8 protein-coding genes and 1 pseudogene are annotated in these 16,019 nt (G+C 63.0%); 5 read left to right on the forward strand and 4 right to left on the reverse strand.

Annotated features, from left to right (window positions below):
• From BKP54_RS37185 to BKP54_RS26510, 4 genes are all read left to right on the forward strand, one after another.
• Nucleotides 1-895 (forward strand): aminotransferase class III-fold pyridoxal phosphate-dependent enzyme (locus BKP54_RS37185; RefSeq protein ID WP_280951688.1); only part of this gene is annotated, 895 nt, incomplete at its 5' end.
• Entirely contained in the window at nt 808-4,908 is a 4,101-nt protein-coding gene (locus BKP54_RS26500) for an amino acid adenylation domain-containing protein (protein ID WP_280951689.1), read from the forward strand. The genes BKP54_RS37185 and BKP54_RS26500, both read left to right, overlap by 88 nt.
• Nucleotides 4,905-7,709: a condensation domain-containing protein gene (locus tag BKP54_RS26505; RefSeq protein ID WP_084815185.1), complete on the forward strand. Its 2,805-nt coding sequence runs from the start codon at nt 4,905-4,907 to the stop codon at nt 7,707-7,709. Before BKP54_RS26500 ends, BKP54_RS26505 begins: the two co-directional genes overlap by 4 nt.
• A gap of 24 nt (nt 7,710-7,733) precedes the next feature.
• A complete protein-coding gene (locus tag BKP54_RS26510; protein ID WP_057207539.1) occupies nt 7,734-9,320 on the forward strand; it encodes a hypothetical protein in 1,587 nt (528 codons plus the stop codon).
• Here BKP54_RS26510 and BKP54_RS26515 read toward each other — a convergent pair.
• Complete coding sequence (locus BKP54_RS26515) at nt 9,241-10,041, reverse strand: 4'-phosphopantetheinyl transferase superfamily protein (protein WP_025428349.1); 801 nt, start codon at nt 10,039-10,041, stop codon at nt 9,241-9,243. The two genes, BKP54_RS26510 and BKP54_RS26515, sit on opposite strands and share 80 nt — an antisense overlap.
• A pseudogene (locus tag BKP54_RS26520) lies at nt 10,031-11,211 on the reverse strand (DegT/DnrJ/EryC1/StrS family aminotransferase). The gene BKP54_RS26515 and the pseudogene BKP54_RS26520 overlap by 11 nt, the downstream one beginning before the upstream one ends.
• A gap of 273 nt (nt 11,212-11,484) precedes the next feature.
• On the opposite strand from BKP54_RS26520, the gene BKP54_RS26525 reads away from it, so the two are divergent.
• Nucleotides 11,485-13,209, forward strand: coding sequence for a GMC family oxidoreductase (locus BKP54_RS26525; protein WP_084815186.1), 1,725 nt, complete (start codon nt 11,485-11,487; stop codon nt 13,207-13,209).
• A 32-nt stretch (nt 13,210-13,241) separates the two neighbouring features.
• Here BKP54_RS26525 and BKP54_RS26530 read toward each other — a convergent pair whose 3' ends face one another.
• Nucleotides 13,242-14,063, reverse strand: a complete 822-nt coding sequence (locus BKP54_RS26530; protein WP_244496064.1) for a methyltransferase, TIGR04325 family — start codon at nt 14,061-14,063, stop codon at nt 13,242-13,244.
• Between the two features lie 46 nt (nt 14,064-14,109).
• Nucleotides 14,110-15,630: an oligosaccharide flippase family protein gene (locus BKP54_RS26535; RefSeq protein ID WP_057207541.1), complete on the reverse strand. Its 1,521-nt coding sequence runs from the start codon at nt 15,628-15,630 to the stop codon at nt 14,110-14,112.
• Nucleotides 15,631-16,019 lie beyond the last annotated feature (389 nt).

Consider the following 16,019-nt stretch of genomic DNA (forward strand, 5'->3'; position numbering starts at 1 on the left):
CCTGCCGCTTACCGTTGCCCCCGTCACCACAGCCGCGACTGTTGCCGGCATCGAGTCCGTCCTCCAGTCGCAATTGCAGATGCTGCAGACGATCGTTACGCAGCAGTTGCAGGTGCTCCAGGCGACAGGTTCCGTCGCAGCCCCTTCCGCACAGTCGACCATTGTTGCGGCGGCGATCGCCCCTCCGATCGCGACGATTGAGCCGCAGCTGGTATCGAAGATTGAGGTCGATCGCACCGCCGATGGCGAAATCGGAGCGGAGCGCATCAAGCTCTACCGTCCCGGCGCCAAGAGCCTTTCGACCGAGATGACCCCACAGAAGCAGGCGTTCGTCGCCGACTTGATCGCCGCCTACGAGGCACGGAACGGGAAATCGAAGAGCTTCACCGGCCAGAACCGGAAGTGGCTCGCCGATCCGCGCACCGCTGCCGGTTTCCGCCAGGACTGGAAGGAGATGGTCTTCCCCGTCGTTTCCGATCGTTCGAAGGGATCGCGCATCTGGGACGTCGACGGCAATGAATATATCGATCTGGTCAACGGCATGGGTCAGACGGCCTTCGGCCATGCGCCGGATTTCGTCGTCGAGGCGGTGAAGGCGCAGGCCGACGCCGGATTTGCCATCGGCCCGCAGACGCCGCTTGCCGGCGAAGTCGCGGAACTGATCGCAGAGATGACCGGGCACGAACGCGTGACCTTCTGCAACACCGGCTCGGAGGCCGTCATGGCGGCCATGCGGGTGGCGCGCACGGTGACCGGCCGGGATCGGATCGTGATTTTCGGCAACGACTATCACGGCAGTTCGACGAGGTGCTGGTCAAGGGCCGGAACCGGGCTGGTGCGCCGGTCGCGATACCGGTCGCCGCCGGCATCCCTGCCGCCTCCGTCGCCAACATGACGGTTCTTCGCTACGGCGATCCGGAAAGTCTTGACTGGATCAAGGCCAATGCCGGCGATATCGCCGCGGTGATCATCGAGCCGGTCCAGAGCCGTCATCCGGAATTACGGCCGGTCGAGTTTGTGCGCGAGCTGCGTGCTATTGCCACGAAATCCGAATTCGCGCTGGTTTTCGACGAGGTCGTCACCGGCTTCCGCGTCGATCCCGGTGGCATGCAGGCCGTCTGGGGCATCAAGGGCGACATGGCGACCTATGGCAAGGTCATCGGCGGCGGCATGCCGATCGGCGTGCTGGTGGGCGACAGCCGCTTCATGGATGCACTCGACGGCGGATGCTGGAATTATGGCGACGATAGCGTTCCGATGACCGCGCCGACCTTCTTTGCCGGGACCTTCGTGCGCCATCCGCTCGTGCTTGCGGCGGCGCGGGCCGTTCTTCAGCACATCAGGGGCGAGGGCGCCGCACTCTATGGCGCCGTCGCCGATCGCACGCAGGCTCTGGTCGCCGAGATCAATGCGGATCTCGCCCGGCGCGGTATCGCCAAGACCATCAACAGCTACAAGAGCTGGTTCTTTGCCGACTTCGGCAGCGACGATCCGCTGGGCTCGCTCCTCTATGCCAAGATGCGCATGCAGGGTATTCATATCCAGGACGGCTATCCCTGCTTCCTGACGACCGCCCACAGCGAGGCGGATTTCCAGGCGATCGCTGCCGCCTTCCGCACCAGTCTTGATGCGTTCCAATCGGTCGGCATCCTCGGCACGCAACGCCAGGCAGAGGATATCGCGCCGGAGCCTGCTGATGTGGCAACTGCCCGACCGTCAACGGCGCCGCTGACGGAAGCGCAAAAGGAAATCTGGTTGGCCGCCCAGGTCGGCGATGAAGCCTCCTGCTCCTTCAACGAGTCCTTCACGATGGTTCTGGACGGGCCGCTGGATCGCGAACGCTTGGGCCGGGCGCTTGATGCCGTAGTCGCACGCCATGATGCGCTGCAGATCCGGTTCGGCCGGGCGGGGGATCATTTCGAGTTCATTCCCGATTTCGTGCTCGATGTCGCCGATATCGACCTTGCCGGCGAGAACGATGCCGAGGCGCTGTTGCAGCAATTGATCGACGAAGATGCGCGCACTCCCTTCGATCTTGCCGATGGGCCACTCGTTCGGGCTTCCATCGTCAGGATGACTCCCGACAGTCACCGCCTGGTCTTCACCGCACACCACATCATCTGCGATGGCTGGTCGATCAATGTGCTGATCGAAGAGCTTGCCGCGACCTATTCCGCCTTGATGCGCAACGCCGAGGCCGGGCTCACGACGCCGCTCTCCTTTGCCACCTACGCGACCGATCTTGCTCCCAATGCGGATATATCGAACGCGACCGAACAATTCTGGCTCGACCAATACAAGGACGTCCCCGATCTGCCGGAAATGCCGCTGGACCGGCCGCGGTCGGATCGCCGCAGCTTTGCCGGCGGCACCGTCACCGGAAGCATCGAGGCGGAAACCTACAAAGCCCTGAAGAAGGCAGGTGCAAAGTCCGGCGCGACCTTGTTTTCGACGTTGCTGGCGGCGCTGCAAATCATGATCTCCCGCCTCTCCGGACAGGACGACATCGTCGTCGCCGTGCCTTCGGCCGGGCAGAGCCTGCTCGACGGCCAGACGCTCGTCGGCCATTGCGTCAACCTCCTGCCGCTTCGCCAGACGGTCTCGTCGGACAAGCGCTTCGACGAGCATCTCAAGGCGACGCAGCAGCTTGTGCTCGGTGCGTTCGAGCACCAGGATTACACCTACGGCACGCTCGTCCGTAAGCTCGGCGTCAAGCGTGACACGCACCGCTTGCCGCTGACCGAGATCCAGTTCAACCTCGAGCGGGTTCCTGACAATCTGGAGTTCGGCGGGCTGCAGACGAAGATCGCGTCGAACGCCAAGGCCTTCTCCAACTTCGATATGTTCTTCAACCTGACCGAAAGCCCCAACGGCGTTCGCATCGATGTCGACTACAATGCCGAGGTCTTCGAGCGCAGCACGATCGAGCGCTGGATCGGCCATTTCGCGACACTGGTTGCGGCGCTGGCAGCCGACATCACCCGGCCGATCCACGATCTGCCGCTCCTGTCTGCGGCCGAACAGGCCTGGCTTGCCGAGGGCCTCAACGACATGGCCGCCGACTACGATCGCGACGCATTCGTCTTCTCGCTGTTTGCCCAAAAGGCGGCCGAGCAGCCTTCCGCGATTGCCGTCGAACTCGACGGCAAGACGATGACCTATGGCGAGCTTGAAGGGCGATCCAACCAGTTGGCTTGCCAAATCCAGAAGACCGTCCCGGAGCCGGGCCAGCGCATCGCCCTTCTCGCCGAACGGTCGCTTGAAATGGTGATCGCCCTGCTGGCGATCATGAAATCGGGACATGCCTATGTGCCGCTCGACCCTGCCCATCCTGAGACCCGCCTGTCGCAAACCCTTGAGGTTGCGCGCGTTGCCGGCATGATCTGCGATAGCGACCGGGCAGAGGGACTGGCCGGCAAGGACGTCGCGATCATCCGCATCGATAGCGACGTCGACACAACCGGCGCGGCAACTGCACTGCCGAAGGTCCCCACGGACGCGGCGACGCCGGCCTACATCATCTTCACGTCGGGATCGACCGGCGCACCGAAGGGGGTCGAAGTCTCCCATCGCGCCCTGGTCAACTTCCTCACGTCGATGGCGCGGGAGCCGGGGCTTGACGATCGCGATACGATCGTCGCGGTGACGACGATCTCCTTCGACATAGCCGGCCTTGAACTCTACCTGCCGCTGATCACAGGTGCGAAGGTGGTGCTTGCCGGCCGGCACACGGTGCGCGACGGTTTTGCTCTGGTGCGGCTCGTCGAAAGCTGCGGTGCGACCGTGCTCCAGGCGACGCCGACACTCTGGCAGATGCTGGTCGAAGCCGGCCTCAGCCGCTCGAACCTCAAGATGCTGTGCGGCGGCGAGCCGCTTCCCAAGGCGCTCGCTTCTTCATTGCTCGGCCTCGGAAGCGAGCTGTGGAACATGTACGGCCCGACCGAGACGACGATCTGGTCGTCGGTGCAACGGATCGAGGATGGCGAAAAGCCGATCACCATCGGCCATCCCATCGCCAACACGCAGCTCCTCATCCTCGACAAGGCCAACCGCGTTGCCGCCATCGGCGTCACGGGTGAACTGCATATCGGCGGCGAGGGCCTTGCCAACGGCTACTTCGCCCGCCCTGATCTGACCGAGAAGGCCTTCGCCGATATCGACATCGGCACGGGAACGGTTCAGCGTCTTTACAAGACCGGCGACGTCGGTCGGCGGCTCGCGGATGGTTCGCTACAATTGCTCGGCCGGCGCGACCAGCAGATCAAGCTGCGCGGTTTCCGCATCGAGCTTGGCGATATCGAGGCTGCCATCTCCAGCGCCGCCGGCGTTCGCCAATGCGCCGTCGTCGCCGCCCCGAACAGCAATGGCGACAAGCAGCTGGTGTGCTATGTCATCCCGGAAGACCTGAGCAGCAAACCCTCGGCATCCGCGCTTGCCGCCCATGCGGAGGCCAACCTGCCGGCGCATATGGTCCCCGGTTTCTGGGTGCTTGAGGAGGCTCTCCCCCAGACGGCCAACGGCAAGCTCGACCGCAAGACGCTTGAACAGCGTGGTTTGCCGCAACGCGAGACCACGGCCATCAGGGTGCCGCCGCGCACCGCCATGGAAACGCAGCTTTGCGAGATCTGGCGCGAGGTTCTGAACGCGCAGGAGATCGGCGTCGAGGACAACCTCTACGCGCTCGGCGCGGATTCGCTGATCATCTTCCGCATCGCCGCCCGCATGCTCGACAGCGGTCTGCGCCTGGAGGCCAAACATCTGATGATGCATCCCTCCATCGCAGAACTCGCCACCTTTGCCGAGACACGCGACGACATCGATCCGAACGGCACCCAGCCGCAGGTCCCTTCGCTGAGAGATTTCCGCAATGGCGCGCGGCGCCGGTTTGAGCAGGTATCAAGAGTATGAAAGAGACAAGCAACACTGCACCTGTCGCCGAACCCACCGTGATTGCGGAGTTCCCCTGTTCCCAGACCCAGTTGCGCTGCTGGATCCTCGACCAGCTGAAGCCAGGCAATCCGGCGCTCAACGTCGCAGTCCGATGGGAGATCCGAGGCGCATTCCGATCCTCGACGTTGGAGGCCGCCTTTCGTACAGTCATCCAGCGTCATGAGGCCCTTCGCACCCGGTTCGTCGAAGTCGGCGGTAGGCCCTGCCAGCAGGTGGTCGACCAAGTCGACTTCAGGATGTCGGTCATCGACCTGCGAAACGTACCTGCCGATCAGCGCGATCAGCGTATCCTCTCGATCGGTGAGGAGACCGCGCGCGCGCCGTTCGACCTCAGCAGTCCCTACCTCTTCCGCGTTTCGCTGCTGATGGTAGAGAACGAGCGGGGCTTTCTACTGATCACCGCCCACCAGAGCTGCTTTGATGGCTGGTCGATCCGCGTGCTTGGCCGCGAGGTCGGCGAGATCGCGGCGGCGCTTGATGCCGGCCGGCAGCCGGCTGTTCCGGACCTGCCGTTGCAATACGGCGATTTCTCGCTGTGGCAGCAGGAGTATCTGAACAGCTACGGTTTCGAGACCGAGAAGTCATTCTGGCGCGAACAGCTGACCGGAGCGCCCTATTTCGAAGTTATTCCCGACACGCCGCGCGGACCGGTCAAGACCAGCCGCGGCAATATCCTGTCCGTCAACAACCCGAGCGAGTTCAGCGAGCGGATCGACGCCGCCGCCCGCGCGCATAGGGTCTCGCTCTACAGTTTCGGGGCTGCCGTCGTCAGCGCGTTGCTGCACCGCTATACCGGACATGACACCGTCATGTTCGGCTCACAGGTCGCCGGGCGCGACGAGACGGATCTGGAGAACCTTATCGGGGTCTTCATCAACAATGTTGTTCTGCGGTTCGACATGGCCGGTGACATTTCCTTTGCCGAGCATGTGCGTTTAGCAACCGCAACGGTGACGGCTGCCCTCAACCATCACAGAATGCCGTTCAACAAACTGGTCGAACTGGTCAATCCGGTGCGCGATCCCTCGCGCAACCCGCTGATCTCGGTCAACTTCAACCTGCAGAAGGCGTTCCTGGAAGACCATCAGTATGGAGGTTTCGAGCTGCTCAGCGCGCCGTCGCAATCGCCGGGTGTCATCTACGATCTGAGCTTCATCATGATCGGCAGGCCGAGCGGATGGCGCATGTCGATCGAATACAATGCCGACCTGTTTGAAAAGTCGACGATCGAATCTCTTCTGCGGCTTTGGCAGGAGGCCTATGAAGCGGCGCTGGAACGGCCCTCGGCGCCCCTTTCCTCACTGGTCATCCCTCCGAGGGAGATCAAGGCGCTGCGAGTGGAGACGGGGCCGGCAACGGCGATCGAACTGATGCTTGCGGCCCATCCATCCGTCGGTTCGGCCGTGGTGCTGGTCGAAGGCGATGGCAAGCGCGTGCATGCTTTCGTCACGCCGGCGCCGACGATCACCGAACCGCTCGATCGCCTGCCTGATGGCCTGATGGAGTATCTGAGCCGGCAGCTTTCGCAATCCGCGATGCCGGGTGGTGTCAGCGTGCTTCTCAATTTTCCGCGCGATGCCAGCGGCACCATCGATCGAACCGCGTTGCGGATACCGGCGCCGCCGACCATCCTCGCCAAGGCTGTGGCCGATCGCGTTGAGCCAACAGATGTCTCGGCACCAGTACCGGCGGCGCGAACCGACCAGACCAAGGCTCTTGCTGCGATATGGGCAGAGGTGCTCGGCGTTCCGACGGTCGCGCCCGGCGACAACTTCTTCGCGCTCGGCGGTCACTCGCTGCTGGCTTTGCGCATGCTCTCCGGCGCCAGATCGAAGCTTGGGGCAAAGGCCGACCTGGAGCTGCTCTTCAAGCAGCCGACATTCGGGGGCTTTTCCACTGCGCTGTTTGGCGAAGCGCAGCCGACCGGTACCGATCTGGAATCCGCAAGCGCCAATCCCTGGAGCGTGGGGGCCTGCGGGCGCACCGATGCGCCCTATACGCTCTACACGCTCAATCATCCGTTCCTCTACTACCGGCTTGCGACCGATCTTGGCGATACCGTCTCGGTCTATAACGCCAACATGTTCCATGCGGACCTCACCGGCGATCTCGCCTCCATGTCGCTTGAAGAGATCGCCGGGCATGCCGTCGACAGTATGGGCGCAGATATTCTGAAAGGCCCGGTCGGCGTGATGGGGCTCTGCGTCAATGGCGTGCTGGCGGTCGAAATTGCCCGCCAGCTGCGCGAGCGCGGCGCCGATCTTCGCTTCACGGCCGTCATCGATGCCTGGGCACCGGGCTATGTCAAGTCGCAGCCCCGGCTTCGGCGCCTTCGCTGGAACAGCGAGCGCCGGGTGAAGCGCGTCGGCTACTTCACGCGCAAGCTCTTTTCCGGCCGCATCAGCTTCGTCGACTATCTCAGGGAGTTCAACTTCACGCTTGCCCTGCTCAAACATCTGGGCCTGCGGGCGGGGACCTATTCCCAGGAAGAAGCAGTCAATGCCGACGTTACCGACCTGCTGGTCAATGCGGCCCGTCGCTATCGTCCGCCACCGACGAATGAAAAGTCGGTGCTTTTGTTCCGCAGTGAAGCCACCCATCGCCGTGCGCGCAAGCTGCTCTTCGGCTGGGGTGGTGCAATCACCCCGGACAGCGAGGTTTTCGACCTCGAGGGTTGGCACGAGGATAGCCTCAACAGCAACAGCATTCAGGCCCTGGCGACCATCGTCATCAACAGGTTCCGCTCCGACGAGCGCTGAACACGACGTGCGAAGGCAACATCCATGCGTGTCACAAGCCTACCATTGCGCATCGCCGTCCTGGTCGAACAGAACGAGCACTTCGAGAATTGGCAACTGATGGTCTTCGATCGGATCGTGGCCGATCCGCGATACGCGCTGACCGCCTTGCTCGTTCATCCGGCACCCTATGGGGTCGGCAGGAGCTCCATCTTCTTCAAGCTCGCCCATCGGCTCGAGCAGGCGGCGTTCGGCCGCCAGGCGGTATATAACCCCTGCAACTTCGATGCGCGCAAGCAGCGTATCGTGCCTTTGGCATCGGCGCAGCCTGGGGCCGTCCAGGCGCAGGTGGCAGAGCTCGGTCTCGATCTGGTGGTCCGCATGACGCCGAACGGTCTGCCCGACGACGCCGTGCGCGAGCTGCCCTATGGCGAATGGGCGCTCTCCTTTTCCGACCAGAAGTCGGGAGCGGGCGAATGGTTCAGCTATCTCGAAGTGGCCAGCGGTGCGCCGGCCGTGGACCTTTCGCTCTACGTTCGGCTCGGGGCTTCAGCCTCGTCCGTTGCCATCGCCTTGTCCTCCTTCAACATCAAGTTCAGCGCGGTCAGGAACATCAACTTCGTCAAGGAGCGCGCCGCCACCCTGCTGCTGCGCGAACTCTCGCGACTGGCCGATACCGGGGAGCTTATCACCACGCCTCTGCCGGCGCGCCGGCAAGCCGCGCCGCCGTCGATTGACGAGTTGGGCCGGTATCTCGGCATCCTCAGCGGCCAGCTCGTCGCGCGCGCGAAGAAGGCTTTGCAGCACAAGGCCGGCACGGGGTCGGCCGTCTGGACGCTCTTTACCGGCAGCGGCCGCATCGACGATTTCGAGCCCGGCGTTTCCGTCGAAATCCCGCCGACGTCAACGGACATCAAGGCGGATCCGTTTCTGCTTCAGCATGAAGGCGAGTGCTACCTGTTCTACGAGGCCTATGCCGATGGCGACCGCAAGGCGCATATCGCAGTCGGCCGCTTTGACGGCGATCGACTTGAGCCGGTGGGTGTCGCGCTGAACTGCGACTACCACCTGTCCTACCCGTTCGTCTTCCGCGACGGCGACGACATCTTCATGATGCCCGAGACGCATCAGTCCAGGCGCATCGAGATTTGGCGCTGCGTCGAGTTTCCGCTGAAGTGGGAGCTGCATGCGACCGCGCTCAATGGCATGTCTGCCGCAGACAGCGTGCTGACGCGCCATGACGGGCGGTGGTGGCTGTTTACGAACCTCTCCGAGTTTCACGCCTATGAGGATCACTGCAGCGAGCTTCATATCTTTGAAGTCGATGGGCCGGGGCTTGCGCGCATCACGCCGCACAAACGCAATCCGGTGGTGCTCGGCAGCACGTTTGCCCGCAATGCCGGCCGGATCTTTGCGCGCGAGGGCCGTGTCTTCCGCCCATCGCAGCACAATGCGCACGGCATCTACGGCTACGGGCTGAATATCATGGAAATCGAGCAATTGGACCTGGAGAACTACCGGGAGCGGTGCATCAGAACGATCAAGCCCGATTTCAAACCGGGATTGCTCGGCTGCCACCATTTTGACGCTGCCGGGGATCGGTATGTGCTGGATGCGCGACTGACGCTTTGAGCGCCAGGACATCGTGATCGCTATAGCGAAGATGGACGGCATTGCCGAGGGTGAGCGCTGCCAGGGTGCCAGCGAAACCAGGCGGGCTCGCGAGGTCGAAGAGGCTCCAGTTCAGCGGCGCATCTCTGTCACCATCAAGGGATTCGAGCCTTGGACGGGAGGCTGCGTCGACGGTGACGTCGAATGAGTCCAGCGGCAGCGATAGCCCGGCGCCATGAGCCTTCACGAAAGCCTCCTTGCGCGTCCAGCAGCGATAGAACGCGTTAAGATAGTCGTCGCCGGCAAAGGCCGCGAGAGCCGCGCACTCGCGCTTCGAAAAGAAATGTCCGGCAATATCCTCTTTCAGCGGCTTGATTGCTTCGACGTCGATGCCAACGGGGTAATGGTCGGAGACCGCCAGCATCGCCACATCGGCGCTGTGGCTGAGATTGAAATGCAGCAACTCCGATGCGCCGGCGATGCGCGGCTTGCCGAAGACGTTGTAGGTCAGCCCGATGCGGTGCGGCGGCAGGTGGAGGTAGTGGCCGAGCACGAGGCGCAAGCCGGCACGGCCGGCTATGAAGTGTTGGCGATGTTCCGGATAGACGAAACGGGAGGCTCGCGCCTTCTCCTCACCGCTCAGCATTGGGAACAAGCGGTCAATTTCACACGGGGCCGGATCAAGGCTCCAGCGCCAGATGTCGATGAAGTTGGGACCGATCCGATCCAAGCTAGGTCGCATAGACGAGGCTCCCCTTCGAAGCGGGTCGCTGGCGCACCATGCGTCGGGCGAAATAGGTCATGAGCGGCAAGGGATAGTTCTCGCCGAGCCCGATACGGCAGGTCCTCTTCAGGATATCGAGCGACCGCGGGCACATATCCGGCGAGTACTCGATCTTGCGGGACGCCCAGGCATAGGGGTTCATCTTCGGATTTGCCGTGCGTTGGTCCAGCACCGGCAACCAGTTGCTGTAGACGTGCCGGCTGGAATCGTAGGGCCGATACACGCCGCGCTTGTTTTCGGCAGCAAAGGCCCGCGCCTCCTCGGCGGTATCGAAGATCACGTGCAGGCCGGCAGCATGGTCCCGGTCGTTGTGCGGGCCGATGCGCATCGCATTGCTGGCCGACAGGATCTCGGCAATCGCATCGTAGCGGCGGCGCATGCGGCGGATCATCGGATCCAGCTTCTTCAACTGGACGTTCAGCATGGCACCCTGGATCTGGCTGGCCTTGAGATTGATGCCGAGCATGGGCGGCTCGTTGGCATTGTCGAGGTGGCCGCGAAACAGCGCGCCGATATCGTGATACATGCGCGCCCTGGCGAAGAGCCGGTCGTCGTCGGTGACGACGGCCCCGCCTTCGCCGATGTTCATGTTCTTGAACTGGTTGAAGCTGAAGGCCCCGGCATCACCGATCGTGCCCACCCGCACACCCTTGTAGGTCAGCCCGACCGCCTGGCAGGCATCCTCGATGACAACGAGCCCGTGCTGGCGGGCAATCTGCATGATGCTGTCCATGTCGCACACCATGTTGGCCATGTGCACGGGGACGATGGCGCGCGTGTGGGGCGTGATCTTTCGCAGGATATCTGCCGGGTCCATTGTCAATGTCTCGTCGATCTCGACGATAATGGGGACGGCGCCGACGGCCAGTGCGGCGCGGCCGTGGCAATCCAGGTATAGGCGGGCACCAGCACCTCGTCGCCCGGGCCGATGCCGGCAGCAGCCAGAGCGGCGATCAACGCGCCCGTGCCGCTGCTGACGGTCAGCACATGGCCTGTGCCGAACTTGGCCGAGAAATCCGCCTCGAAGCGCGTGAGCGGCCCGTTGCCGTCGCCGCCGAAGCGGGCAAGCTCCCCTGACGCAAAGACCGGAGCGAGAGCCAGCCATTCCCTGATACCTACACGCGCCATACCGCACCCTCCGATCCTCGCCGGCTCCGTGTGCGCCGACCATCGGCGTCCAGGGATGAAGACAAATCGCCTGCGGGGTACCGGCCCCAATGATCAAGCCTAGTCGTGTCGCGATATCGTTTCAAAATGGACTTCCGGCCAGAGCCTGAGCAAAGTGTGCAGGCTCCAACTAGCCGAAATCAGTAGTTACCCTACTCCCCTATGCATATTGGGAGATTTCGGCGCGATAGCGCTGGTGCTACGACCTGTATGTAGCACGTGGGAGTTCTTTTCATGCCGATCCGCGATCTCCGATCAGCGCCCTCAGGCACCGAGTTTCGTCCGGATGTGGCAATCATCGGCGGTGGTCCCGTCGGGCTGACGATCGCTCGGGAATTCGCCAACAGCCGCTGCCGGGTACTGATCATCGAAAGCGGTGGCGCCGACTTCGAGGCCGCCCAGCAGACGTTGAATGCCGTCGTCAATGTCGGCGAACCCGTCGTCCGAGACGGCGTCGAAAGTCCCGGCCGCGGCTATAACGGCAGCCTCGAATGGCTGAATGACATCCCCCCTTTCGAGCTGCGCAACCGGGTGCTCGGCGGCAGCACGCATACCTGGATCGGCAAATGCGCGAGCTTCGACGAAATCGACCTGGAGCGCCGGCCCTGGCTGCCGGTCTCCGGTTGGCCGATGACGCGCGAAAGCCTGGCGCCGGGGCTTGATCGCGCGGCGCGCCTGCTCAATCTCGGACCCAATCTCTATGACGAGAGGCTCTTTGGCCGGCTGCACTCGCCGCCGGACGAACTCGGTTTCGACCGCGATCTCCTTCGCCCGTTCTTCTGGCAGTTCAGCCATGAGCGTGATCGGCACGGCGAGCCCATGCGATTTGCCAATGTGGCTGCCGAGCTGGTGGCGGCGAACATCGAGATCCTGACGCATGCCACGGTCACGGCGATCCATCTTGACGAGAGTGGCCGTCGCGTCGCATCGCTCGATCTGCGGAGCCTTGACGGAGCTTCCGCAAGTGTACGGCCCGAGACCGTCGTTCTGTGTGCCGGCGGCATCGAGAACGCCCGCCTGCTTTTGGCTTCGACATCGGTGATGTCGAGCGGTGTCGGCAATGGCAGAGGTGTCGTCGGGCGCTACCTCGCCGACCACCCCCGCTCGACGCTTCTGCAGTTCGAACGGCGGGATATCAACGCCGTGGCCCGGCACTTCAATTTCTACGGCCTGTCCGATAAGGGGGCGACCCGGTTCTATCTCCACGGTCTGCGCCTCAGTCCCGCTGTGCAGAGACGCGAAGAGCTCGTCAACTGTGCGGCCTATCCCGTGCAGATTCATTCGGCTCGTGATCCCTGGGCGGCGCTGAAGCGACTGATGCGGGGCGACCGCACGCGACTTGCGAGTGATCTTGCTGTTGTCGCGCGGTCGCCTGCCTTCCTGGCAGCAGGTACCTTCCGCCGGAAGGTGCAGAAGCGGGGAATGATGCACCGGTCCGACGCGCTGCGCTTCGATGTCATGGTCGAGCAGAAACTCGACGCGGAGAGCCGCGTCACCCTGTCTGATCAACGGGACGAGTTCGGCGTGCCGATACCGCGCGTCGACTGGAAAATCGGCCCAACAGAGGTTGAGAGCGTCAAGCGGCTCGCGTGGTCACTGGCCTCCGAATTCGTGCGCAATGGCCTTCCACAGCCGCGTCTGGTCGACTGGATAGCCGAGGACGACGATGGGAAGGCGGCGTTCACCGACATGGCGCATCCGTCCTGCACGACGCGCATGGGGAGCGATCCGACCACCAGTGTCGTCGATGCGAATTCCATGGTGCATGGAGTGGACGGGCTCTTTGTCGCCGGCAGCTCGATCTTTCCGACGCCCGGCCACGCCAATCCGACCTTGATGACGCTTGGCCTGGCGATGCGTCTTGCCGATCATCTGAAGATGCGGCTGGAAAGACGCCCGGCAGCGACGGTGACGTCTCGTGCGGTTGCGGAGGAAACGGTCGCCGTACCGGGAATTTGATGCCTATCCCTTCGCCTACAGGCCCTTGGTCGTCATTGCAGGCGGAAATAGAAACCGGCGCTTTCGCTCGGCCCCAGCTCGGGATGTGTTTCGATCACATGTGAGAGCGACGGGATGGACCAGCGGTCGACGAGGCGGTAGCCGAGTCTCTCGATGTCGCTGCGGAACACCTCTTCGTTCCGCATCTGGTAAGGCACGATGGCCGTGCCGATGCGCTCCAGCGTTACAACGGCGCCGCCTTTTCTCAGGGCCACCTTGTTGAGCAGGAGGTGGCGGGGCAGGGCGGGCATCCGCCCTAGCAGATCAGACAACTGGATATCGAGATATTGCAGCAGGCCTGAGCCGAGGAACAACGGCACAGGGCCGGCATCGACGATGCGATCGACGAAATGCAGATTGTCGAGCTCGTCCTGTTCGGCCCTGCGTCGGCCGACCTGCACGATTGCCGGCAGGTCGTAGACCACCCATCGGAAGGATCTGTCGAGCGAGAGAAGGTCGCGGAACGCCCGGTATTTGGTGCCCATGTGGCCGCCGGCATCGACGAGACCATCGATCTCGTCCATGACCTGCCGCATCCAGAAAAGCACCGGATAGTCCCAGGGGGCGACCTTGCACATCTTCTCGAAGGCGACCTGGGCGATCTCCTCATGATCATAGCCGGCAAGCCCGTTGGAGCGGGCGGCGGCGATGGCGTCTTCGAACGACGCGTAGGCGCCGGTGAAACGCTGCGGAAAAGGCGAGAGATATCGCAGGCGTCCACCGGCCACCTTCAGCGGTGTCAGGGAGCGATTGAGGCTACGCATCGCGCTGCGCAGAAGCGGGTAAGCTGTGTTCCTGATATCGCTGGTCAGCACGATGCGTCTCCCCTGGTTGTCGCGCCTGCGTCGTTCCGTCGGTTTCTCATCCGTGGCGGCCGAAGGCGAAGATCGGCCGCAGGGCGTCGCTCCATCGCTGCAGCACGGCGAGTGCTGCGACATAGATCGCCGCGCCGGCAACCACCTGCAGCGCGATCGTCGACATCTGCTTCAGCGACGACGCTTCGGCTATCCGGCCGAACAGAAAGACGGCGGCCGCCATGGCGCAGACGGCGATCGCCACCAGGCCGCAGTCGCGAAGGACGCGGTTCCAGGCAAGTTCGCCCTCGCGTGATTGAAGCCGCATGGATATGTTGAACGAGAACACCGCGGCAACGCATTGTCCCAGCGCCGTCGCAACCGCGCCGAACGGGGTTAGGAGAATGATCAAGCCGACGGAGATCGCCCCATTCAACATGACGGCCCTCGGCATCCGATGAATTTTGCCGCTCAGTGAAAGCAGCGGTTCGGTCACATAGCCGGGGATCAGAAGCGTCTGTTTCGCGGCGAGGATTGCGACGAGGATCGCCGCCGGCGCCCATTTCTCACCCAAGACGACGTCGATCAATTCTGCCGAGATCAGTGCGAGACCGAGATAGATCGGCGTCGAGATGGCCATCAGTACGGTCATGAAGGTGGTGGCTGTCGCCCCGATCGCGGCCCGGTCGACATTGCCCTTGTCCTTGCCCGCCACGCGGCCGAAGAGGATCCAGGCAAGCATCCGGGCGGGCTCGCCCATGAGCTCGGAGAAGGCGGCGACGATCCTTTCCGCCGCGCGGTAGTAGCCCGCTTCGGCCAGGCCGAGGAAGCTGCCCACCACCAGCGTGCCGGCGTAGGAGCGAAAGAACACCACGAGCCGGTTGGCGACGATATGGCGTGAGAATTCCAACACCTGCACGGCGTATGAGCGACGCAGGCGCAGACGCGGCAGCCATCGCACCAGGATCATCGACGCGGCCAGGATCGTCAGTTGTTGCGCCAACCGTCCGCAGATGAGCGCAACGATGTTCCACTGCAAGGAAAGCCCGCCGATCGCCACGAGTAGCCCGATGATCTCGGCAGCGATCCTGATGATGGATTGGCCGCGCAATCGACCTTGAGAGATGAGAATGCCGTCGTAAACTGTCGACAGCGATGCCGGCAGATACCAGGAGCTGAAAAGGGCGACCAGCAGTGCATTCCAGCCGTGACCCAGCATGAACATGGTTGCAGCGGTACACAGGCCCAGGATCGTGGCGATAAGCCCGGACAGCATCGACAGGGTCGCAAGCTGATCGATATCCGTCTTATCGGCGCCGCCTTTCATGATGAACTCGCCCCATCCACCCTCGGCGACGACGAGAACGAAGATGGCGAAGGAGGATGCGAACGCAAAGAAGCCGAACTCGGCCGCCGCCAGAACATGTGCCGCAACGATGAAAATCGACAGCTGGGCAGCCTGCGAGATGACTTTGGCGCAAAGGGCGGCAAAGCCGTCGCCGATCAGGTCGGGCAGGCGCAAGGCGCGCGGGGAGCCTGGCAACAGGCGTCGTAGTGGGAGGATTGCCGTCTCGATCCAGCGGGGCATCATTGCACCACGACTGGGAAGAAATGGCGCTGGCGGAAGGGTGGTAACGGGTCGGGCTCAACCGCTTGTGGCGCGCGTTGCGTATCGACTTTTGCGAAATTTCCCCGTTTTGCTGAAAATTCGCAACTCCTAAGGTATGGTGTGCGGTGTCGCTCTGATTCGGGTATAGCCCGTTTTGAACGACAGAGTGGGCGATGGCGTGAACGGTGGCGCCCGCAGTTCGCCTGAATTCCGTGGCCTATTGCGGCTAGGGAGAGAGCGGCGACGCAAGCGGGAGAGGGGAGCTCGCAGCAGATGTTGAGACGGATGTCGTTGGACAAAGAGGGCGCCATGACCAATCGGCCTGCATGGAACACGAAGCTGGCCATTCGCTGGTCCGTGGTCGTGCT

It is taken from the genome of Ensifer sp. 1H6 (genome assembly GCF_001976035.1).
In the GTDB taxonomy this organism is placed as follows: domain Bacteria; phylum Pseudomonadota; class Alphaproteobacteria; order Rhizobiales; family Rhizobiaceae; genus Ensifer; species Ensifer canadensis.